General features: G+C 47.3%; 3 protein-coding genes. All 3 read right to left on the reverse strand.

The window, feature by feature from the left end:
• Nucleotides 1-12: 12 nt before the first annotated feature.
• The 3 genes from fenA to fenD are packed head-to-tail and all read right to left on the reverse strand — an operon-like array spanning nucleotide 13 to nucleotide 26,231.
• A complete protein-coding gene (gene fenA / locus WA325_RS01755) occupies nucleotides 13-10,809 on the reverse strand; it encodes a fengycin non-ribosomal peptide synthetase FenA (protein WP_336183118.1) in 10,797 nt (3,598 codons plus the stop codon).
• A 25-nt stretch (nucleotides 10,810-10,834) separates the two neighbouring features.
• Entirely contained in the window at nucleotides 10,835-18,499 is a 7,665-nt protein-coding gene (fenE, locus tag WA325_RS01760) for a fengycin non-ribosomal peptide synthetase FenE (RefSeq protein ID WP_336183119.1), read from the reverse strand.
• Nucleotides 18,500-18,515: 16 nt separating this feature from the next.
• Nucleotides 18,516-26,231, reverse strand: coding sequence for a fengycin non-ribosomal peptide synthetase FenD (gene fenD / locus WA325_RS01765; RefSeq protein ID WP_336183120.1), 7,716 nt, complete (start codon nucleotides 26,229-26,231; stop codon nucleotides 18,516-18,518).
• Between the last annotated feature and the right edge of the window lie 5 nt (nucleotides 26,232-26,236).

Below are 26,236 nucleotides of genomic sequence, written 5' to 3' on the forward strand. Positions count from 1 at the left end.
TATACGGTTTCATTAGTGAAAACTGAGCATATCAGCGATTTCTTGGAGCGCGTCCTCGGTCAGTTCATGATCATCAAAATCGCTGATGGTTTTTTCTGTTTCTGTTTTGTTCAGACAGTGATCAATCAGCTTCAGTAAGTAGTGATGGCAATTCTCACAAAGCTGTGCGATTGTTTTATGCTGGAAACGGGATGTTTCATACGTCATGTTGACTGTCATTTTTCCTTCTGCTGCCATCGCACTGATGTCAAGCGTTTGCTCACGGTTCCAAGAAGTGCTGATATCTTCTCCGGTCCCGAGCGGAGAAAACGAGAAGGTGTTTTCATCAGGCGCTTCAGTTGTACGGCTGTTTTCAAATTGACCCAGATAGTTGAAGCTGATGTCCGCCGTGCCGGTGAAATCAAGGTCAGTTTTCTCAGGCGGAGTCAAATATTTGAGTACACCGTAGCCGAATCCTTTGTCCGGAACGCGTCTCAGTGTATCTTTTGTTGTTTTTAACACATGAACCAAGTATTCTTCTTGATCCTTGTCGGTCAAGTCTGAATCTAGTTTGACGAATAATGGATAAATGGCGGTAAACCATCCAACCGTGCGGCTGACATCTATGCCGTCTAACACATCCTCGCGTCCGTGGCTTTCTAATGACAATTTGACGGCGGATTGTTTTGTCCAATCCCGCAAAGCTAGAATCACGGAAGCCAGCAGCATATCTTGCGTATCTGTGTTATATGTGCTGTTGACACGTTTTAAAAGCGCCTTCGTCTCTTTTGTATTTAGAGAGAATGAAACTGTATCCCGTTTTCTCTCATTTGCCGTTTGAGCGTCCATTTGATCAAACGGCAGTGCTTCTGTTTGATACTCTTCAGCTTCGCGCCAATATGCGAGCTGTTTCATAAGCTGACGGCTTTCAGTATAGTCAGCGAGTTTTTCCGTATATGCTTTGAAAGAGCTTGTTTTAGGCGGCAAATCAATGTCTTCTCCGTTTACAGCCTGACGGTATCCGGTTGCCAAATCCTCCAGCAGGACACGCCATGAGACGCCGTCAACAATGAAGTGATGAGCCGTTAGGAACAAAAAGTCTCCGTCATCTGTACGGAAAAGTCCGGCCTGCAATAGCGGCCCTTTTTCCAAATCTATGTTCTGCTGAATGTCACGTACATGATGTTTAATCAGAGATTCATATTCATTGACTTCTGAACCTTTAAGATTGATGATCTGAAGGCTGTACAGCGCGTCATCTGAATGACTGACCGGCCGATTATATTGAACCCATTTGCCTTGCTCAGACTGTGTGAACACCATTCGCAGCGCATCGTGGTGGATGGTGATGGCTTTTAACGTTTTGCGCAGCGCGACTTCTTGAATGGAGGTACTCCGATGCAGCATAACAGATTGATTAAAATAGTGTTTCTCTTTTATATCTTGAGAAAGGAACCATTTTTGAACAGGTGACCACTGTACTTCTCCCTCAACCGGAGCTTGGCTGGCACTAGTATCGGAATCACGGATATATGCTGCCAGTTCTTTAATTGTCGGATGACTGAATAAATCTTTAACCGACATTTGTTTCCCGATTCGATGAAGCCGTGCTGACACCTGTAACGCTTTAATGGAATCTCCTCCGAGCTCAAAGAACGAATCATCAATTCCGATTTTCTCTGCACCGAGCACTTCACCCCATATATCTGCCAGTTTTTGTTCCATCTCGCTGTTCGGTGCATGAAATGTACGTACTTGATTGAATGCCGGTTCTGGAAGTGCCCGGCGATCCAGCTTGCCATTTGGTGACAAAGGAAGCGAGTCCAGCGTTTGAATAAACGCCGGCATCATATATAAAGGCAGCTGTTTTTTTAATTCGGCACGCAGCATTTCTGTATTAAAGTCTTGCTCTGCCAAAATGTAAGCACATAATTCGGTTTGAGCAGGCGCTGTTTCGCGAGCAAGGACAACAGCCTCTTTTACTCCGTTTATACGGCGGATAACCGATTCAATTTCTTTCGTTTCTACTCGGTGGCCTCTGATTTTGACTTGATCGTCCCTCCGTCCTAAGTATTCGATTGAACCGTCTGCCATCCATCTGGCTGCGTCACCTGTTCGGTACATGCGTTTTTCGGGCTGGAATGGGTGCTGAACGAACGTTTTTGCTGTCAGTTCCGGAAGATTGACGTACCCTCTCGCAAGCCCTGTTCCTGCTATGCAAAGCTCGCCGGCAACGCCGATTGGCTGAAGCTGATCCCCGTTTAAAATCAGCACTTCAGTATTGTCGATCGGCCGGCCGATGCATACGTTTTTCTGCCGTTCCATATGTCTCATGGCTGTGGTTGCCACACTGTTTTCTGTCGGCCCATATTCATTTGCTAGCTCTGTATTCGGGCATATTGCCATGCTGCGGTCTATCAATTCCCGGTCAGCTGCTTCTCCTGCAAGCGTGACTACCCTAAGCGTCTTCGCATCTTCCGGCTGTATGACGTCCAAAAGTGCCCGATATAAAACAGGGACGATAATCATATGTGTAATCCGATGATGAGATAGATCATGCTTAATGGACAAAATATCTTTCGCTTCGTTTTCATCAGGCAGCACTGTCTTTGCACCTGACAAAAGCGGTGTGAACATACTTGTTAAAAAGCCGTCAAACGAAAAAGAAAAGAGCTGAAGGACTGTGTCTGTCTCATTCAAAGCATAAGCATTTCGCCGCCACTGCAGGGTGTTGGCTATTCCTTTATGCTCGACCATCACGCCTTTTGGCTGGCCTGTCGTTCCTGAAGTGTAAATGATATAAGCCAAATGCTGAGGGCGTGACACTTGAGGAAGCGGTGATCCGTCGTATGTCTCCGCGTTCTCTATAGCGAATATCTCACCTTCAAAATCTTCAAGTGCTTCTTGCTCCGCAGCAGGTAAAGTGATAAGCAGTTTGGTTCGGCTGTCGCCGAGTATATAGCGTTTCCGTTCCGCCGGGTATTCCGGATCAATCGGGACATAACAGCCGCCGGCTTTCCAAACGCCCAGAATGGCTGCAATCATGCTGAATGAACGAGGCATCATAATGCCGACTGGTGTGTCCGGTTTAACACCGCGGTCTCGCAGGGCCCATGCTATGCCATTGGACCATTCGTCCAGTTCCTGATAGGTGAGCGTGTTTTCTCTGCTGACGAGTGCAGGAGCATTCGGAGTCAGCACTGCTTGTTTTTCAAACAGCTGATCGATTGTTTGCACTTTATGTTCATTTTCTTGCCCGCTGTTAAACTCATTCAGCAGTTTGTTTCGCTCTTCATGAGTCAGAATGTCGATATTGTTAAGAAGTGTGTTCGGATTTTTGACAATATGACTCAGCAAATTTGTCAGGTGATATGTCCATTGTTTTATCGTTGCTTCTTGAAAAAGTGCAGTCGAATATTCAAATTGCAAATGAATTTGCTCGTCACCCTCAGAAGCCTGCAATGTGATATCAAACTTAGAAACATGATGAGAAACGCCGGCCGGCTGAAGTTGTATGTCATCCAGCTCCAAAGTCTGTTGCTCTGTATTTTGAACGACTAACATCGCATCAAACACTGGATTTCGGCTCATATCCCTTGTTACGCCGAGCTTGTCGACAAGCTCTTCGAACGGATAATCCTGATGTTCGTAAGCTTCCAAGGCAGTCTCACGCACTTCCTGCAAAAATTGCGCAAATGGCTTCCCGCCCTCCGGGCGTGTCCGGAGCGCCAGGGTGTTGACGAACATTCCAAGTATCGGCTCAAGGTCTTTGTGAGGACGTCCGGCAATTGGTGACCCGACGATGATGTCTTCCTGTCCGCTTAAGCGCGCCAATAACGCTGTGTAAGCTGCAAGGAGCACCATGTACAGGGTGCTTCCGTTCTCGCGTGCGAGTTTGTGAAGCCCGGCTGTGAGTTCTTGATCGAGCGTAAATGAGACTTGATCACCCGCGAAGCTTCGCACCGGCGGCCGGGCGTAATCAGCCGGCAGGTCCAGTACGGGCAGCTCGCCTTCGAGCTGCTTCAGCCAGTATGCCTCCTGCGTCTTGTACGTGTCTCCTTTTTTAAAGGCCTCCTGCCATACGGCATAGTCTTTATATTGAATGTGAAGCGCAGGTAGCTCTTGATTGGCGTACAGCTCCCCGAATTCCCGAATGAGCGTATTGACTGAAACACCATCTGAAATAATGTGATGCATATCGACCAGTAATAGATGCCGCCCGTCTGATACCTTGACGATCCCCGCCCGGAACAGCGGAGCTTGGCTGAGATCAAACGGCTGGATAAACGCTGCCGCGGCTTCCTGTTCAGTTTGTCCGCCGAGCACAGAGGTGTGGAATGTAAACGGCACTTCGTCATGGATGCGCTGAACCGGCTCGCCGTCTGTGTCCGTTGTAAAGGACGTCCGCAGTGACTCGTGGCGTTTGATCAGCTTTTTGAATACGGCCTCCATTCTTGTAAGATCCAGCTTTCCTTCCAGCTCCAAGACTGCCGGCATATTGTAGCCTGTGCCTCCATCCTCCAGCTGCTGGAGCACATACATCCGCTTTTGGGCGGAGGAAACCGGGTAGGTCTCGCGTTTTTCAGCCGGCTTCATGGCTTCATACGGACTTTCCGTTCCTTCGCTGATGACAGAAGCCAAACCTTCTACCGTCGGATGGGCAAACACATCCTTCAGCGGCATCTGGACGCCGAATTCCTTGGCGATCCGGGAGACAAGCGCGGTGGCTTTTAAGGAATGGCCGCCCCGGTCAAAAAAGTTATCGTGAATGCCGACAGGTCCGCTTTTCAGCACTTCCTCCCACAACTGGGAAAGCTTCATCTCTGTCAGGTTTCTCGGCGCTGTGTAGATTTCCCGATCTGCCGCTCCGTCAGGAGCAGGCAGCGCTTTTCGGTCGAGCTTTCCGCTCGGGGTAACCGGCCATTGTTCCATCTCAATGATATGGACAGGAATCATGTAGCCCGGAAGCAATGTCTCAAGCTGCTTGCGCACTTCATTTCTGCCGAGTCCTTCCGCATACGCACATAATTCCGGCTCGCCGCTTTCTGTACGAACGGTTACAGCGGCTTCCCGCACGCCTTCAATGCTTCTGAGTGCGGCTTCGATTTCTCCCGGCTCAATCCGATAGCCGCGGATTTTTACCTGGTCATCCAGACGGCCGAGGAATTCAACCTGTCCGTCTGGGAGCCAGCGCGCCAAATCACCCGTTTTGTACATGCGTTCACCCGGATAAAATGGATCATCAAGAAAACGTTCTTCTGTTAATTGCGGACGATTCAAGTAGCCTCTGGCGACGCCGGCTCCGGCGATGTACAATTCTCCGATACATCCAGCAGGCAGCATCCTCTGCTTCTGGTTCAGAATATACAATCTGACATGATGAATAGGTTTGCCAATGGGAATGCGGTCAAGTTTTTCATCCAGCGGGCAATCAAAGTATGCCGCTTCTACAGTAGCTTCGGTAGGCCCATAGGAATTGGTTAATGTAACATCTGGCAGCAATTCACAGAACCGAGAGACAAGGTGTGCCCCCAGCTGTTCGCCTCCAGAAAACACCCTCTTCAGCCTGTTCGTTTTGATCGGTACAGGGCCATTTTTTAGATATTCTAAAAACGCATGAAGCATAGAAGGCACAAAATGCATCGCTGTAATCTGCTGTTCTTCTATGACCTTCAATATCATGTCCGGTTCTTTTTCGCCTCCTTGAGGAAGCAGATAAACAGAGGCGCCGGCGTACGGCCACCAAAACAGCTCCCATATTGAAGCATCGAAGGAATACGACGTTTTATGCAAAATGACGTCCGATTGGTTCAAAGGATAGCGGAACTGAAGGGAATTTAAAAAATTCACTGCAGATTGATGCTCAACCTGTACACCCTTAGGTCTTCCAGTAGAGCCGGATGTATAAATCATATAGGCTAAAGAATCCGGATAGACTTCAACATTTGGATTGGACAGACGACGTTTCAGCCCGCTGTTTAATTGACTGAGATGAACGATTTCTCCATCAAAAGCCGGAATGTCTAGATTGTCAGATTGAATAAGGAGAATGTCAGCATCGCTGTCCTTCAGCAAAAAGCGGATCCGTTCCTCTGGATAATCCGGGTCAATAGGAAGATAAGCGCCGCCTGCTTTTAGAATCGCATAAATCCCGATCAGCATTTCAGGGGAACGCCTTCCCATAATGGCAACAGTCGTTTCGGCTTTTACTCCCCGGTCGATCAGCTCCCAGGCTACACGGTTAGCCTGTTCGTTCAATTCCTTGTAGGTTATCTCTCCGTCTTCAACGATCACGGCCGGTTGGTCAGGTGTTTTTGCCGCTTGCTGTTCGAGTGCATGGTGCAGGGTCTGTTTCAACGGATAGCCTGTCCCTTCAAGCGGCTGGCATGAGTCAATGAAAGACCTTTCTTCTTCTAAAGTCAGGATCGGGATATCGTCCAATTCCATGTCAGGACTGGAAGCTGTGTTTTCCACAAGTGTCGTAAAAAGGTCGGCCCATCTTTGAACGGTATCTTCTTCAAACAAAGCGGTACTGTATTCAAATTGACAGTACAGCTCAGCCTCATGCTCCGTGACATACAGGGAAATATCGAACTTAGATATCGGATGCTGCAAATCGTTCCATCTAAGCAGCAAATCATTCATTTTCAGCGTTTGCTTTTCCATATTTTGCAGCACAAGTGTTGTATCAAACAGCGGATTCCGGCTCATTTCCCGCTGCACACCGAGTTGATCAACCAGCTCTTCAAACGGATAATCCTGATGCTCATAGGCTTCCAGTGCAGTCTGCTTGACTTCCTTCAGAAAATCCGTAAATGTCTTATTGCCGGCTGGGTGCGTCCGGAGCGCTAATGTATTGACGAACATGCCAAGGACCGCTTCAAGATCGGCATGCGGGCGTCCGGCAATAGGCGAACCGATCACGATGTCTTCCTGACCGCTTAACCGCGACAAAAAAGCTGAATACAATGCGAGTAGCGTCATGTACAGCGTGCTCTCATTTTCGCGGGCTAGCTGCTTCAGACGGGACGTGATTTCTTCATTCATTTGAAATAAAACTTTGCCGCCTGTAAAATTCCGTTCTGCCGGTCGGCGCTTGTCTGTTGGGAGCTCGAGCATCGGCAGCTCACCGCTAAACTGTCTCAGCCAGTAAGTCTCTTGCTTTTTGTATGTGTCTCCCTTTTGAAATTCCTGCTGCCAAACGGCGTAATCTTTATATTGGATTCGTAACGGCTTAAGCGTCCGATTTGCATAGCGCTCAGTAAATTCGCGGATTAAAAGCTGAACGGATACACCATCGGAAATGATATGATGCATGTCCACCAGCAGCAAATGCTTCTCGTTCGCCAGTTTTACAAGGCCAGCTCTGAATAACGGCGCTTGACTGAGGTCAAATGGACGGACAAATCCTGCAGCAGAGGCTTCTTCACTTAACGTAAACGGAACCTCACTGTGAATACGCTGTACGGGCTCGGCATCTTCTCCCGGCACAAAGGACGTTCGAAGCGGCTCATGCCGGCTGATCAGTTCCTTGAATACAGCAGCCAGTTTTTCGCGATCAAGCTTCCCTTCCAGTTCTAAAACTGCCGGCATGTTGTAGCCGACACCGCCATTATCTAGATGCTGGAGCACGTACATCCGCTTTTGAGCTGATGATACTGGGTACGTCGGTTGTTCTTTTGCCTGTGCAATTGACGAAAAGGGATTTTCCTCTGCATGTCGAATAATGAGAGCCAATCCTTCCACTGTCGGATGGGCAAATACGTCCTTCAGCGGGACTTGAACATGAAATTCCTTGGCGATTCGCGACACAAGCACCGTTGCTTTTAACGAGTGTCCGCCGCGGTCAAAAAAGTTGTCGTGAATGCCGATCGGGGCTTCCTTCAGCACATCTTCAAACAGCTGCGAAAGCTTTACCTCTAACAGGTTCCGCGGAGCAGCGTATGTATTACTGCTGATTGAAGCTTCCGGTTCTGGAAGAGCTGATTGATCGACTTTTCCGTTCGGCGTCAAAGGAATGCTGTCAACCCAGACCCATTTGGCCGGAATCATATATTCTGGGAGCTCATTTGCCAGATATTGTCGAAAAGCCGAGGGATCCAGCCTGTGCATACTGCAATAATAAGCGCATAACTCATGCTCTTCACCTTGATTTTGCCTGATAAGAATAGCAGCTTCTTTGACCTCTGGATGATTCATTAACGCGATTTCTATTTCTTGCGGCTCGATTCGATAACCTCTGATTTTCACTTGATCGTCGGCTCGACCGATATATTCAAAGCTGCCGTCTTCACGAATTCTCGCTACATCTCCCGTTCGGTACATGACCGCTCCGGGCCTGAAGGGATCGGGTAAAAATTTCTCTCTCGTCAGTTTATCGTTATTGATATAACCTCTGGCGACACTTGAACCGGAAATATATAGTTCTCCTGATACCCCCCGAGGCTGCAGCTGTTTTTGGCGATTTAAAATATATAGATCAGTACAATCAATCGGTTTTCCGATCGGAGGAAACTCCGGAATTTGGTCACCCGGATATATGGTATATGCCGACACTACATGAGTTTCTGAAGGTCCATAATGATTGTGCAAGTACATACTGCGCTGACGCAAAACATCTTGGAGAAGACTGGAAACGATTAATTGCTCACCGGCTGTAATCAGGTGTTTTACATCATGAGGAAACACGTTCGCAAATTCCTGTTCGCTGAAAATCATTTTGATAAAAGCTGTTGGGAGAAACACAATAGTCGTCTGATGCTCTTTTATAAATGCAAACAGCTGAGGCACGTCTCTTTTTATAGCTTCAGGCACGATATGAAGTGTGCCGCCTCCCAGCAATGTTGAAAATATTTCTTGATAGCAGACGTCAAAAGCAGGAGTTGCAAATTGCAAAACATCATTTTCAAAGTCAATGCCAGAGCGAGTGAATTCGAACTGCAGCAAGTTCGCCATATTTCGATGTTCAAATTGAACGCCTTTTGGTTTTCCTGTTGTGCCTGATGTGTAAATCATATAGAGCAGATCGTCAGCACTATTCACTGAATGTAAGCAGCTGCTGTCTTCGATTTGAGTATCTTCCATATAGGTAACATTCAGGCCAGTCTCAAGCAAAGGTGCAAAACGCGCTTGTGAAACGACATGAGAGCAGCCGCTGTCATTCAGAATATAATGGATTCTGTCAGACGGATAATGGGGATCGATTGGAACAATGGCGCCTCCAGCCTTCAATATACCGAGAACACCTGTAATGAACTCAGTTGAGCGTTCCATCATGATTGCGACAGGTTCCTGCCTCATAATGCCTTTATTCCGCAAATGCCGTGCCAATCTGTTGGCGGATTCGTTCAATTCTTTATAGGTCAGAGAATGCGCTTGATCAATCACAGCCCGCGCGTCAGGCGTCTTTTCTGCCTGTTTTTCAAACATGGCATGGATGGTTTCGTAAACGGGTTTGCGATCTTTGATTTCCCCAATCAGCTGCAGCTTTTCAGTGTCTGTTGTGATATCGATGTCTTCGGGTGAGAGATGCGGATGATCTAAGATTTGGGAAACAGTGTTCAAAAGATGCTCCTTAACAGAAAGCACAAAGGATCGGTCATGCAGTGCTGCATCATAGCTCATTTTTATATGGATTTCTTCCGCTGGCGCCACCATAAGATAAAAGCTGTAATTGGTTTCATCCGCCACTGTGAAGTCATGAATCTGAAAAAGATCTGAATCGTGCTCCTGGCTGTTCAGCATTTCTATTTCTTTCTGCACCGGATAGTTTTCGAATACAAGAATATGATCAATCAAACCTTGCTTGACTGCTGAACGGGATTGTATCTCGTATAGAGGATGGTAGCTGTATGCTTCTGCAGCAAGGCGATCCTTTTGCATGTCTTTTACGAGCTGTAAAAATGGCGTTTTTGATCCATGCAGCCGTATGGGAATCGTGTTGATGAAAAGCCCGACCATTTGTTCAATTCCTTCAATGTCTGAGGGCCTTCCTGAAATGACAGAACCGAATACCGCGTCATCACTATTGTTATATTTTTGGAGAAGAATTCCCCATAGGGTATGGAAAATTGTACTGAGTGTGACTTCTTCTCTTACGGCAAGCTCTGACAGCCTGCTGCTGTCTTCTTTTGAAAATGAAAATGTAATTTGCTCCTGCCTGCTTGTGCTCTTTGTTTTTTTCTGCTTCGGGAGCAAGGTTTGCTGCTCAATGCCGGAAAGATAATTGTCCCAATAGGAAACAGCTTTCTCTTTGTCTTGCTCCATCAGCCAATTGATATAAGTTCCGTATGGCTGAACGGGCTCCAATGATAATGGAGCCCCTTTTATTTTTGCTGCATAAATCTGAAGGAATTCTTTTAGTACAATGCCGAGGCACCAGCCGTCCATCATGATGTGGTGAAAGGTCCAAATACAAGTATATTGCCGCTCTCCGGTTCGAATAAGTGTGATGCGCATGAGCATATCTTTTTGCAGATGAAACCCTTTGGCGCGGTCCTTTTCTTTTATTTGTTCGACAAACGCAGATTGGCCCGCTTCATCTAAATGAGCAATGTCCTCCTCCAGTACACTGACAGTCCGTTCCCTCAGGACAACCTGCTGAGGTGAAGAGACATTTTGGCTGATGAAAATCGTTCTGAAAATGTCATGTCTTGCTACTAAAGCATTGATGCTCTCTTGGAAAAACTGAAAATTGACTTCTCCCTCTATTGTAAAAGAGGCTTGTTCAACATATGCCCGTGAATCTTTTTGCAGGAGGGAATGAAAAAGCATTCCTTCCTGCATATAAGACAGCGGATAAATATCCTGAATTGAATTCGCTTTTGTCATGTTCATATCTCCCTGTCACGATTTTCTACAAGTCTTCCACCAAGCTGGATATACTGTCCAAATCCTCTGCCGTTAACGATTGGCTGCTGAAATCGCTCAGCGTCTTTTCTGTGTTCTGTTTTTCAGCACAGTGTTTCATAATATCCTGCAGATAGCATTCAATTAGGTTGATAAGCTGCTCCATTGTCCCCCTGTGAAACCGTGCTGGCGCATAGCTGAGCTGAAAATGAAGCTGATTTTCTGCTGCCATCGCACTCATTTCAATAAGCTGCTCCCGCTTCCAAGTAGGAGTGATGTCCTTACCGCTCCCAAGACCGGATGGGCGGAAACGGTCTTGACTTTCTATGTCGTTGAACTGCCCTAAATAGTTAAAGCCGATTTCAGGTGTTTTTGAAAACACCATGCTTTTATGTTCGGGATGTGTAAGATATTTCAACATGCCGTACCCTACCCCTTTGTTCGGTATCCGGCCCAATGTATCTTTCACAGTTTTAACTGCGGTTCCAAGCTCATCCGCTTGATTTTCAAAGTCAATAAGGACGGGGTAAATGGATGTAAACCAGCCAACCGTCCGGCTGATGTCTAAATCCGGCAGAATGTGTTCTCTCCCGTGTCCCTCCATTGCCAAACGGAGCTTGCTGCCCCCAGTCCAGTCACAAATCGCTAAGGAAGCCGCCGTCAATAAAATATCTTGTGTATCTGTGCCATAAGCGTGGTTTACCTTTTGCAGCAAGACCGCGGTGTCTGCTTCAGTGAGTGAAAAGCGCAATGTTTCCCTTTCACTGCTGTTCATATTCTCCATATAAGGCATTTCATATGGCAGTTCCGCTGCTTTTTCCTCTTCAACCGTCCGCCAGTACGTTTCCTCGCGAATCAGCTTGCTGCTTTGGGCATAATCTTGAATTCGCCGTGCGTATTCCTGATAGGAATCTGTTTTAGGCGGAAGCTGTATAGCCTGTCCTGAAGCTGCTTGATGATATGCCGCTGACAGGTCCTCCAGTAAAATTCTCCATGATACCCCATCAACGACCAAATGATGAATCGTGAGAAATAAATAATCTCCGGACAGCGTTTTAAACCAAGCGGCATGCAGTAATGGTCCTTGTTGGAGATTGATACTTTGCTGAAGATTTGCCACTTCTTCTTTAATGCTCGTTTCCCAATCGATTCCCGGATCTGAAAAATCAGAAATCCTTAAGCTGTACAGTTTGGATTCATGAATATCTTGGTTGATTTGTATCTGTTGTCCGCTATCATCCCGATAAATCATCCGAAGGGCATCATGATGCTCTGCCAGTTTTTTTAATGATGCGCGCAGTGCATTTTCCGACAAACAATCAGGGCTAAACAGCATGACAGACTGGTTAAAATGGTGCCTATCTTCTATATCCTGAGAGAGGAACCAATGCTGAATAGGTGTCCATGGAACAGCTCCCTCAACAGATCCTTGGTCTATTACTCTTTCTGTCTTCCGGATGACCGCTGATAAATCTTTTATGTTCGGATGGCGGAATAAATCGCTTGCATGCAAGCTCCATCCATAACGTCCGAGGCGCGCGGATACTTGAAGAGCCTTAATTGAATCTCCGCCTAGTTCAAAAAACGAATCTTCTATTCCGATCCTCTGTGTCCCGAGAACCTCCTGCCATATGATCGCAAGCTGTTCTTCAAGGTCATTTCGAGGCGGGACGTACGTTTGTTTAGATGTGATATCTGGTTCAGGCAGTGCTTTTCGGTTCAATTTTCCGTTGGCAGTGAGCGGGAGAGCATCCATTTCTATCACATAGGCCGGCATCATATAGCCTGGCAGCTTTTGAGAAAGGTGAGTACGCACTTGTTCAGCATCTGTACCCTCTTTTACGCTTATATAGGCGTAAAGCTCCTTGCTGCCTAATTGTCCTGTTCGCGCCAATGCGGCTGCTTCTTTGACACCGTCTATATGACGAAGCGCTGATTCAATCTCACCTAGCTCAACCCGGTACCCCCTTATTTTTACCTGATCATCGGCACGGCCTACATATTCAATTGTGCCGTCCGGTAGCCAGCGTGCCAGATCACCGGTACGGTACATTTGTTCGCCGGGCGCAAATGGATTTGGCACAAATTTCTCTTTCGTCAGGTCTGGTCGACCAAGATAGCCTCTTGCCACACCATCTCCGCCGACACACAGTTCACCGACAGCTCCGATCGGCTGCAGCATTCCCCATTTATTTAAGATAAATGCGGTTGAATTACCAATCGGCCGGCCGATCGGAATGGAATGTTCATACAGTTTTTCAATGTGAAAACAAGTCGAAAATGTTGTATTCTCAGTCGGCCCATATCCGTTCCAGATTGACAATTCCGGGCATGCTTGCTTGATTCGATTGACATGACTGGCTGACAGAGCTTCTCCGCCAATAATCAGATTTATGAGCCGGGAAAATGTTTTCTCATTCTGTTCTGTTAAATGGTTGAAAAGAGATGCAGTCAGCCACATTGTGGTGATTCCGTTTTGTTCTATGTACCTCTTAAGCTGATGGGAATCCAGAAATGTTTCTTTATCTGTGAGATGCAAAGCAGCGCCATTTAGCAGCGGCCCGAGTATTTCAAATGTAACGACATCAAAACCGAGTGAAGAAGTCAGCAGAAGCCGGTCTCCAGGTGTAAATTCAATGTAATTGCTGTTTTTGACAAGACGGATCACACTTCGCTGCTCAATCATGACACCCTTCGGTTTGCCGGTTGATCCCGAGGTATAGATGATATAAGCGAGTGAATGTGGTCCTGCTGGAGATTCAAAGTTCTTCGTTTCTCCTTGTCCTTGAATCTCTTCGATGACGATTTGCTCACATTTAAGCTCTAAGTCTAATCGTTGATTGTTTGCTTTTTCAGATTGAAGGAGTATTTTTGCACCGCTGTCAGACAGCATATATGATATTCGGTCAGCTGGAAGATCCTTAGCGATAGGCAAATAGGCTCCTCCAGCTTTCAAAATGCCGAGCATTCCTGCTGCAAGTTCTGGAGTTCGTGTTGTCAATAATGCAACTACAGTTTCAGGTCCGACTCCTTTTCTGCGAAGAACAGCAGCAATCCTGTTTGCCCGGATGTTCAGCTCCTTATACGTTAATGTTTGTTCATCGCCGGCCACAGCTATGGCATCAGGCGTTTGTGCAGCCTGTAACTCAAACAGCCTGCTGATGGTTTCATGTCTCGGATACTCTCTTTTTGTGCAGTTGAGTTCATGGATAAGGAAATGGGTTTCATTCTCGTCCAATACATGTATTGTTCCAAGGGCTGCTTCGCTGTCTTGGATGATGGCGCGCAGCATATTCATTAAATATTGAAGCCACATTTCAATCGTATTTTTCTGATAGAGATCAGTGCTATATTCCATTTGAAACATCATAGATCCATTAGCTTCCTCGTACGCATACAGGGTTAAATCGAACTTTGAGACTTGATGTCCCACATTTGTTGCGGGCCGGAGACACAGGTCCTTCAGCTGCATGGATTCTTGGTCCATATTCTGAAGCACAAACATCACATCAAACAGCGGATTTCGGCTCATATCCCTCGTCATGCCGAGCTTGTCGACAAGCTCTTCGAACGGATAATCCTGGTGTTCGTAAGCTTCCAATGCAGTCTCACGCACTTCCTGCAAAAATTGTGCAAACGGCTTCCCGCCCTCCGGGCGTGTCCGAAGCGCCAGGGTGTTGACGAACATTCCAAGTATCGGCTCAAGATCTTTGTGAGGACGTCCGGCAATTGGTGACCCGACGATGATGTCTTCCTGTCCGCTTAAGCGCGCCAATAACGCTGTGTAAACTGCCAGGAGCACCATGTACAGGGTGCTTCCGTTCTCCCGTGCGAGTTTGTGAAGCCCGGCTGTGAGTTCTTGATCGAGCGTAAATGAGACTTGATCACCCGCGAAGCTTCGCACTGGCGGCCGGGCGTAATCAGCCGGCAGGTCCAGTACGGGCAGCTCGCCTTCGAGCTGCTTCAGCCAGTACGCCTCCTGCGTCTTGTACGTGTCTCCTTTTTTAAAGGCCTCCTGCCATACGGCATAGTCTTTATATTGAATGTGAAGCGCAGGTAGCTCTTGATTGGCGTACAGCTCCCCGAATTCGCGAATGAGCGTATTGACTGACACACCATCTGAAATAATGTGATGCATATCGACCAGTAATAGATGCCGTCCGTCTGATACCTTGACGATCCCCGCTCGGAACAGCGGAGCTTGGCTGAGGTCAAACGGCTGGATAAACGCTGCCGCGGCTTCCTGTTCAGTTTGTCCGCCGAGCACAGAGGTGTGGAATGTAAACGTCACTTCGTCATGGATGCGCTGAACCGGCTCGCCGTCTGTGTCCGTTGTAAAGGACGTCCGCAGTGACTCGTGGCGTTTGATCAGCTTTTTGAATACAGCATCCATTCTTGTAAGATCCAGCTTTCCTTCCAGCTCCAAGACTGCCGGCATATTGTAGCCTGTGCCTCCATCCTCCAGCTGCTGGAGCACATACATCCGCTTTTGGGCGGAGGAAACCGGGTAGGTCTCGCGTTTTTCAGCCGGCTTCATGGCTTCATACGGACTTTCCGTTCCTTCGCTGATGACAGAAGCCAAACCTTCTACCGTCGGATGGGCAAACACATCCTTCAGCGGCACCTGGACGCCGAATTCCTTAGCGATCCGGGAGACAAGCGCGGTGGCTTTTAAGGAATGGCCGCCCCGGTCAAAAAAGTTGTCGTGAATGCCGACAGGTCCGCTTTTCAGCACTTCCTCCCACAGCTGGGAAAGCTTCATCTCTGTCAGATTTCTTGGCGCTGTGTAGGTTTCCCGATCTGCCGCTCCGTCAGGAGCAGGCAGCGCTTTTCGGTCGAGCTTTCCGCTCGGGGTAACCGGCCATTGTTCCATCTCAATGATATGAGCAGGGATCATGTAGCCCGGAAGCAAAGTATCAAGCTGCTTGCGCACTTCATTTCTGCCGAGCCCTTCCGCATACGCACATAATTCCGCCTCGCCGCTTTCTGTACGAACAGTCACAGCCGCTTCCCGCACGCCTTCTATGCTTCTGAGCGCCGCTTCGATTTCTCCCGGCTCAATCCGGTAGCCGCGGATTTTCACCTGGTCATCCAGACGGCCGAGGAATTCAACCTGTCCGTCTGGGAGCCAGCGCGCCAAATCACCCGTTTTGTACATGCGTTCACCCGGATAAAATGGATCATCAAGAAAACGTTCTTCTGTTAATTCCGGACGATTCAAGTAGCCTCTGGCAACCCCGGCCCCGGCAATGTACAATTCTCCCGCTACGCCGACAGGCTGTACGGCTAAATGAGGATCTAATACATACAGACGCGCGCCAGGCACGGGTTTTCCGATCGGAAGGCGTAAGCGATCCTTGTCCAGCTCAGGATCACACGCGTAAAATGCCGCATCAACGGTTGCTTCTGTCGGCCCGTAGCCGTGCACCAGCGATGTCTCCGGCAGCAAAGAAGCGAACCGGGCTGCCGTATGGGGTGCCAGCGGTTCACCTCCGGCGAATACGCGCTTCAGGCTTCTCGGTGCCTCTATTTCCGCTTGATCCAAAAAGCTGTTCAGCATGGCCGGAATAAAATGGGCCGTTGTAACGCCTTCCTCTCGAATGGCTTTTACCATCAATGCCGGGTCTTTCTCCCAGCCGGACGGAAGCAGATAGGCCGAAGCACCTGAAAGCGTCCACCAAAACAGCTGCCAGACAGATGCATCAAAGGAAAAAGACGTTTTCATCATAATGATGTCGTCTTCCTCTAAAGGAAACTGCATCTGCATGCCGGTCAGAAAGGAAACAGCCTGGCGGTGCTCTACGGCGACCCCTTTCGGCTGTCCAGTGGAGCCCGACGTATAGATCACATAGGCGAGAGAATCGCTGTCCGCTTGATGAAGAGAGTGATATTCAGATTCTTCATTCGCAAGCGCCGTCATATCCACTTCAAGTGTCTTTCCGGAAAAAACAGGTGCCTTTAATCCCGGCTGCGTCAGCAACAATGCTGCCCCGCTGTCTTTCAGCATATAGCTCAGCCGCTCCTCTGGATATGCAGGATCGAGAGGAACATAAGCTCCGCCTGCCTTTAAAACGGCGAGAACGGCTGTCAGCATGTCCGGCGACCGCTCGCTTAGAACACCGACAATGCTTTCCTTCGTGACACCATGCGCCGTAAGGCGCGCTGCCAGCCTGTTGGCGTACATGTCAAGCTGCGCGTAAGTCAGTGAGCCGCCAGAAAAGCGCAAAGCCGTCCGATCCGGCGTCAAAGCCGCCTGACGTTCAAACAGCCCGTGCAGTGTCGGAGCTAACGCTGAAACAGTTCCCGTCGTATTATATTCAGCAACCATTTTCTGTGTTTTGTCTTTATCTAGTAACGTCATCTTTGAAACAGGAAGAGAAGGATCAGAGATGACAGCTGAAATCATATGCTGTAAATAATCTTTTATCTCAGCTATTATGCCAGGCTCATATAAACCTGTATGAAAATTGATGCGCACGAACAATGTGCGGCCTGGAATCACTTTGACGCTGCATCCATAATTAGTCTCCTCCGCCATCGCAAAGTTTTCCACTGAGAAACCGAACGATCCAGTCTGGTTTAGTCCTTCAATTTCTTGCTGGGTCGGCACGTTTTCAAACACGATAATATGATCAATGAGCTCTTGTTTAAGAGCACTCTGTGCTTGAATGTCATATAGAGGGAAATAGCTGTATGCTTCTGCTTCAGTCATTTCCTTTTGCATCCGGCTGACCAGGCCAGAGAAAGAAAGAGCTTTGCTTTGGACCCGGATGGGAATGGTATTGATAAAAAGGCCGACTATATTTTCTACATCCTCCAGCTCAGAGGGCCTGCCTGAGACGACTGATCCGAACACGGCATCGTCACAGCGATTGAATTTTTGCAGCAAAATCCCCCACAAAGCTTGGAAAACGGTGTTAAGCGTTGCACCGGATGCTGCTGCGATTTTCTGCAAATCGGACGTTTCTTTTTCAGAGATGGTAAACGTGACCTGCTGTAATTCACCTTCTGATACTTGCTCGTTTCTTTTTGGCAAAGAAGAAGCTTTCTCGAAATGCTGCAGCCGCTTTTTCCAATACGCAGCTGCCTCTTCACGATCCTGCTGCATCAGCCATTTAATATACGTTCCGTACGGCTGAACTGGCTGCAAATATGGAAGCCGCCCTTCTCCCAGCGCTTGATAAATGTGGAGAAAGTCTTTAATGATGATGCCTAAGCACCATCCGTCCATTAAAATATGGTGATGGCTCCAGATGCACACGTAACGCTCAGGCGCCCATTTTAAAACGGATATTCTCATCAGTACATCCGACTGAAGATCAAAGCCCCTTTTTTTATCTTGTTCCTTGAATGCTTCTGTACAATGTTCTTTCTCTCTCTCATTAAGATGAGAAATATCTTCAAAATGAACATGGCAAGGACGGTTTTTAAGCACCACCTGACGAGGTTTGGCTACATTTTTGTAGATAAAAGTCGTTCGAAAGATTTCATACCTGTCAAAAACAGCGTCCATACTTTTCTGGAAACGGTCTAAGTCAAGCTGCCCATTGATTGTAAAAGACGCCTGTTCAAAATAAGCTCTCGACTGTTCATCATACAGCGAATGAAAAAGCATCCCCTCCTGCATAAAAGACAAGGGATATATATCCTGTATTTCGGGTTGCTGCGGCATCAATGAATCTCCTCTCCTATAGTTTGTTGACGGCCCCCATAATCTCACTTAAATCCTCCAGCGTTAAATCCTCATCAGTAAAATCAGCGGCACTCCATTCGCGGTTTTCTTTGCCCGCGCAATGCTGAATTATGTTTTCAAGCGCATGTTTAAGATGATCGGCTAATGCTTGTACGGTTTGTTTCTTAAATTGAAGACGGTTATAAATAATGTGCATGTGCAAGCATCCTGATGAAACGGCTCCACTGATATCAAGCACATAAGGACGCTCCCAATCCGGGCTGATTTCATTCCCTGTCTTAATATCAGAAATCTCAAAAGCTTTTGATTGAACATCCTGATCAAACTGGCCTAAGTAATTAAAGCTGATTTCCGGGTCGCTGTACTTAGAATCCCATATCTTGTTGATATATTTCAGCACTCCATAGCCTGCGCCTTTATGCGGTATGCGGTGCAGCATGTCTTTTGTCTGCTTAATGTGTCGCCCTAGCCGCTCACCTTCATCCGTATAGTCAGAATCACTCATATCAAGCCATACAGGATAAATTGAAGTGAACCAGCCTACTGTTCTGTTTATGTCAATATTGTCAAGATAATCTTCTCTGCCGTGGCCCTCCATACTGATTTTGAAATGGTCAAGTCCCGTCCATTCCTGCAAAGCTAGGCCTAAAGCAGTCAGAAGGATATCATTCGTTTCCGTGTTGTATGCATTGTTTGCACCAGTTAACAGCAATTCTGTATCTTCACGAGACAGCTCGAAATCAATTACTTCTGTATCTTTGAATGAGTTCGATGTGACCGAATGATCTTTGGGAATACGCTCAATATGCCGGTCCTCCCGCTCATTCCAATACGCGATTTCACGCTGCAGACGACGGCTTTTTGAATAGTCAGCCAATGTTTGTGCATAGGTGAAATATGAATCCGTTTTTTCCGGCAGTACGATGGGTTTTCCTGAGACTGCCTGTTCGTAAGCAATTGAAAAATCCTCAAATAAAATGCGCCATGAAACGGCATCAATGACTAAGTGATGGATCGTCAGAAACAAATGGTCTCCATCATCGGCTTTAAACAAACCAGCATGAAGCAAAGGGCCAGTCTCCAATCGAATGGTTTGCTGAATTTGGTTTGCCATTTCTTCAATCTGTTTGTGTGCTTCGGCCGACAAGCCCTGTGCATTTCCGGCTGTATTTGAACGATGATCTCTTATATCAAACAGATCGAAGGCATATAGCTCCTCATCCGGAAGATCTGCTCCTCTGTTAACCTGTACAGGCTTGCCATCTTTGTAACGGCATATGATTCTCAGTGCGTCATGATGAGTCACCAAGCTTCTCAGCACATTTCTGAGTGCAATGTCATCAAATCGTTCAGCCCGGTAGAGCATGACAGATTGATTAAAATGATGGGCTTCCAATGATTGTGAGAAAAACCATTGCTGTACAGGTGTCCAAGGCAGCTCGCCTTCGACTGGCGTTTGGTCAATTACGCGTTCGGCTTTTCGAACGCGGGCGGACAGTTCACCAAGCGTCTGATGCTCAAACATCTCACGCACTGTCGTTTCATAGCCTCGCTGCTTCAGCCGTGCACACACCTGCAACGCTTTTATTGAATCCCCTCCAAGCTCAAAGAAATTCGCGCTGACACCTATCTCCTCCGCTTCGAGCAGTTCCTCCCAAATGTCAGCCATCGCCTTTTCAATCTCATTTCTAGGGCTGATATCATTCTCAGCTTGAGCGCGCTTATCTGGTTCCGGCAGGGCTTTCTGGTCGAGCTTGCCGTTAACCGTCAGCGGGATGCTGTCAATCTGGATCAAGCGGGCAGGCACCATAAAATCAGGCAGAACGCCTCTCAGGGCAGCCCTGATATCTGCTTCATTTACGACCTGTCCATCTTCCGCAACCAAGTAAGCATATACAGCGGATCGGCCTTGTTCATCATCTTTTGTGATGACTGCCGCCTCTTTGATTATTGGAAGCTGAAGCAGAGAAGCCTGGATTTCGCCGAGCTCGATGCGGTGTCCTCTCACCTTTACTTGATCATCAATTCGGCCCATATATTCCAGATCTCCACTTGCCAGACGCTTTGCAAGGTCTCCGGTTCGGTATAATCTGTCTCCCGGAAGATAAGGATTAGGTACAAATCGGGCCGCGGTCAGATCATCTCTGTTCAAATATCCCCGGGCTACCCCTTCTCCGCCAATATACAGCTCTCCTGGAACTCCTGTAGGCTGAAGATTCATATGAGCATCCAGCACATAAGCCTGAAGAGTTGCCAGCGGTTTTCCGATATTGCTCTTATTTTTTTCTATATCAGCTGAGGACAATTTCTTATATGTCACATGTACAGTTGTTTCAGTAATGCCGTACATATTGATCAGATCAGTATCAGGGTATTTCTCGTTCCAGGTTACAAGCATGCCGGGCTGTAAAGCTTCTCCGCCGAAAATAACGTATCGCACATGTAATCGGTCCGTATGGTTTTCTTCTTCATGAATGAGTCCGTAAAAAGCAGTTGGAGTCTGATTGAGTACTGTGACGCCTTCGTTTTTTAACAATTGGCGGAATGCATTTGGATCGCGGGCTGTTTCTCTGGAGACAACAACCAGCGTACTTCCATTCAGCAACGCTCCGAACATTTCCCATACTGAGAAATCAAAGCAATATGAATGAAATAAAGTCCAAACGTCCTCACTGCCAAAATCAAAAGGCAGATCCTGATGCTTCAATAGACTAATCACATTGCGATGCTCGACAACGACGCCCTTTGGCTGCCCTGTGGTTCCAGATGTATAAATCACATAAGCTGGCTGGTCTGCTAATGTTTCTTGCGCTTTCAAATCAGGCGAAATCAATTCGTTTTCGGCGTCATTCAGATATAAAATTTGCCCATGGTAATCCGCCGGCTTGTTGTGCCCGTGCTCTGTCAGAAGAATTCTTGCCCCGCTGTCATTCAGCATAAAGCTGATGCGTTCTTGAGGATATTCAGGGTCAATCGGCAAGTATGCCCCTCCGGCCTTTAGAATAGATAAAACGCCAATCACCATATCAGGCGATCGATCAAACAATAAACCGATAATATCCCCGGATCGGACTCCCTGTTTCATCAGCATAGCCGCTGTACGTTCTGCTTTTTCATTCAGGTCGCGATAAGTCAGCCGTATATGATCGCATACGACTGCGGTATGTTCGGGATGTTCAGCTGCTTGTTTTTCAAATAAACGAACGATGCTTTCATCTCTTGGATAGTCAGCATACTGACCCATCGTTTCAAGAAGCAATTCGCGCGCTGGAGCAGAAAGCAATTGCATTTCCGAAAGCTTCATATGGATATCAGACGTTATTCCTTTCACCAGCTCAATAAAATGGGAAGCCCATCTTGCAATGGTCTCTTCTTCAAACAGCGCGGTACTGTATTCGAAGCGGCAGCGAATGCCATCGGAATGCTCCTCAGCGTGTAATGTCAAATCGAATTTAGATACATTGTGTGACGGGGTTACAGACGAGATAGATAAACCAGGCACTTCAAACCGGAAATCTTCGCTGTTTTGAAGCACAAGCATCGCGTCAAACAGCGGATTGCGATTTACCTCCCGTTTCGTTTCAAGCTTATTGACGAGCTCTTCAAAAGGATAATCCTGATGCTCGTATGCAGTCAGAGCAAGTTCGCGAATTTCCTGCAAATAAGAGCTGAACGTTTTGCGGCCCTCAGGCTGGCATCGCATAGCTAATGTATTGACAAACATCCCGATGACTCGCTCCAGATCAGCGTGCGGTCTCCCGGCAGCAGGCGAGCCGACAACAATATCCTCCTGCCCGCTCAGTTTGGAAAGCATGATGGAATAGACAGCCAGAAGGAGCATATACATCGTCGTTCCCGTTTCAAACATCAAGCGGTGCAGTTCTTCCGCCGTTCTTTTATCAATGTTTACTTCAAATGTTCCGCCGCTGAAATCAGGCAGAAGCGGCCTCGTTTTATCAAGCGGCAAATCCAATACTGGAAGGCTGCCGCCAAGCTGCTTCAGCCAGTAGGCCTCCTGTTTGCTGTAATGCGTTTCCGGAAACTTCTCTTGCTGCCAAACCGTAAAATCCTTATAATGCAGGTTTAAAGCTGGAAGATCTTTTCCGCAATAAAGATCAGTGAATTCTTGGATGAGTGTACTCATAGAGATTCCGTCAGCAATGATGTGATGCATATCAAGCAACAAATAGGCTCTTTCTTTTTCGAGAGAAATCAAGCTTGCTCTAAAAAGCGGTCCCGCGGTAAGATCAAACGGTTTGATAAAGGACGAGATCGCGGACTGCAGCATTTGCTCTGATTCAGTTTCAAGCTCTTTCAGATCAGCTGCCAGCGCCGGATGAATCTTTTGCACTGGCTCTCCGTTGTTCAGTTCAAATGCCGTACGTAATGATTCATGCCGATTCACAAGCTCTGTGAGAACTTTTCTCAATCTCCCGCGATCCAAATGTCCTCGCAGTTCCAGTACGGCCGGCATGTTGTAGCCTGTGCTGTCATCTGCCAACTGGTAAAGAGCGTATAATCTTTTTTGCGAGAAAGACAGCGGATAGACATCTCTAAAATCCGCAGGTTCAATCTGCGTAAAAGCATGCTCACGTAAACTTATCAGTTTGGCTGCCATGCTTTCCACGGTGGGATAAGAAAAAACGTCACTGAGCGGCAGCTCGATATTCAGCCGTTTATGTATTCTTGATACGAGTGTGGCTGCTTTTAAGGACTGTCCGCCTAATTGAAAGAAATCATCGCGTATACCGATTTGATTTTTGTTCAGCACCTCTTCCCAAATGCGTGCCAGTTCAGTTTCCATTAAGGTTTGTGGAGGCATGTACGTTAAGCTAGTTGTGTTTTCTGGTTCCGGAAGTGCGGAACGGTCGAGCTTCCCGCTGGATGTTAACGGCATTTGAGTGATTTTGATGATGCTTGCGGGAATCATATAGGACGGCAATGTACCGGCAAGATGCTGGTGCAGATTCGGAAGGCCGTTTCCTTTTTCCGGAACGATATAAGCAACGAGTTCCTTTTCCTCATCAGAAACATCACGGGCCAGCACTGCAGCTTCCTTCACTCCAGATGCTTGCCGAAGAACAGTTTCAATCTCACTTAATTCAATGCGATATCCCCTGATTTTTACCTGATCATCAAAACGTCCAATATATTCAATCGTGCCATCAGGCAGGAAGCGCCCTGCATCTCCGGTTCGATATAAGCGTTCCCCTTTGAGGAATGGATGGTCTGTGAATGCTTTCTCTGTTAGCTCTGTCCGCTTATAGTACCCCCGTGCGAGACCCGCGCCGGAAATACACAGTTCACCCGCCGCGCCTATCGGCTGCAGTTGCTCTCCTTGTAAAATATATACTTTTGTATTGGCGATCGGGTGTCCGATCGTGATTCTCTCTTCTTCGTTCAGATGACGAAGGATTGTTGTTGCCACACTGTTTTCTGTCGGTCCATATTCATTTGCAAGTTCAGCGGAGGGACAAATCTTTCTGCTGGTCTCAAGCAGGTCAGGAGTCACTGCCTCGCCCGCAAATGTCACGATACGAAGACTTTGTGCATCTTCAGCAGTCAGCACTTCTAATAACACCCGGTACAAGGAAGGAACAATAAGCATATGACTGACCTTGTATTGAGCTATTTTCCGTCTGAGGGCGAGCACGTCCTTCGCTTCGTTATCTGTAGTCAGCAGCACGCATGCACCGGACAGAAGCGGAGTAAACAAGCTCGTCACGCAGCCGTCGAAAACATAGGAAAACAGATGAAGTGCTGTATCCCCTTCGCTCATGCCGTACTCTTCCCGTCTCCACTGCAAGGTATTTGCAATTCCTTGATGGTCAACGAGCACTCCTTTTGGCTGTCCTGTCGTTCCTGACGTATAGATCAGGTAGGCAAGCTCACCAATCGATGCATCAGGAGAGTCCGTTTTGTAATGTGTTGTATGTTCTGATGTCACAATTCTGCCTTCATAGCCTGACGGGATGAATGAAATAAGTTCCTCTTCTGTCAGTAAGAGAGCTGCTTGACTGTCATGCAGCAGAAAAGAAAGCCGCTCTTTCGGATAACTTGGATCAAGAGGCAGATAAGCGCCGCCGGCTTTCCAAACTCCAAGCAGGGCAGCAGCCATGTCTATTGACCGTTCCATCATCACAGCGACAATCCCGCCAGATCCAGCTCCCTTTTCTGTCAGGGCGTGTGCAATCTGATTGGCTCTTTCATCTAATTGCCGGTATGTCCGGCACTCATCTCCCATTCTCAAAGCAGCCGCGTCAGGTGTTTTGAGAGCCTGTTCCTCAAACAATTGGGATAGCGTTTTATTTGGATAATGGCGCTCCGTTTCGTTAAACGATTGAATGAGCTTACGTTCTTCAGGAGGCACAATGTTGATGCTGTCGACAGCAATATCGGGATTTGACAAAATACAATCCATTGCCTCCATGAGGTGCCCCTGAATCCGAAGCACCTCTTCCCGTTCATAAACGGCGGCATTGTAGCTGAATTTAATATAAAATGATTCACCTGGAACGATGACAACGTTAAGGTCATAGCTGGTTTGTTCTGACATAGAAATGTCATCAAGCTTCAATGCGTTTTCGTCATTTTCGCTTTGCCTATTGACTGCCTGCTGAAGCTGTACAGGATAATTTTCAAAGACAAGAATATGATCGATCAATCCTTGCTTTAAAGCACTGCGGTTTTGAATCTCATAAAGCGGATAATAACCATGCTGCTCAGAACGTAAAGTATCCTCCTGCACGGATTTGACAAGTGTAGAAAATGCCATTTTCTCTGCAGATCGAATACGCACCGGAACAGTGTTAATAAACAAGCCGACCATTGACTCGATCCCGTCAATCGCTGACGGACGTCCGGAAACAACAGAGCCGAAGACCGCGTCATCCGTTCCGTTGTAACGATGGAGAAGAACACCCCATAGACTCATTAATAAAGTGTTTAATGTAACTCCCCAATTTTGGGCAGCTGCTGTCAATTTCTGAACGATAGCCGGCTCTAAAGAAAAACGGATATGTGCGGGTTCATATTCCCCGTTCGCTGAGCGGCTTTTTAGCTTGGGAATAGAAGCGGTCTTGCCGTACTCCTGCAGATAATCTCTCCAGTATGCAGCGGTTTCTTCTTTATCTTGTTCTCCGAGCCATTCAATATAACGGCTGTACGGCACCGTGCTGCCGAGCTGTACAGGCCTGTTATTTTTAAGTGAGTCATACATGCTGAAGAATTCTTTGAGGATGATGCCCAAGCACCAGCCATCCATGATGATATGGTGATGTGTCCAGACACATGTATATGTGCTGTCTCCTCTATCAAAAAGCGTGAGCCGCATTAACGGATCTTTTTGCAAGTGAAACCCTTTTTCCCGGTCCTGCTGCATAAAGTCTTCTATCAGAGCAAGCTGCTCATCATGTTTCAGGTGAGAAAGATCTTCCCTTTGTACGGTCAATTCACGGTTTGTCAGCACAACTTGCTGCGGCCCAGTGAGGTCTGGAACCTCCTTAAGGAATATGGTTCTGAAAATATCGTATCGGGAAACAAGAAGATTTAAGCTCTTTTGAAACGAATCGATACACAGGCTGCCTGTAATGGTAAACGAGGTTTGTTCCACATAGGCTTTAGAGCTGAAATCAAGCAGTGAATGAAACAGCATCCCTTCCTGCATGTACGATAACGGATAAATATCTTGGATCTGCGTTGCTTGCGTCATCAATT

The organism is Bacillus sp. 205(2023) (assembly GCF_037027485.1).
Lineage (GTDB): Bacteria > Bacillota > Bacilli > Bacillales > Bacillaceae > Bacillus > Bacillus halotolerans.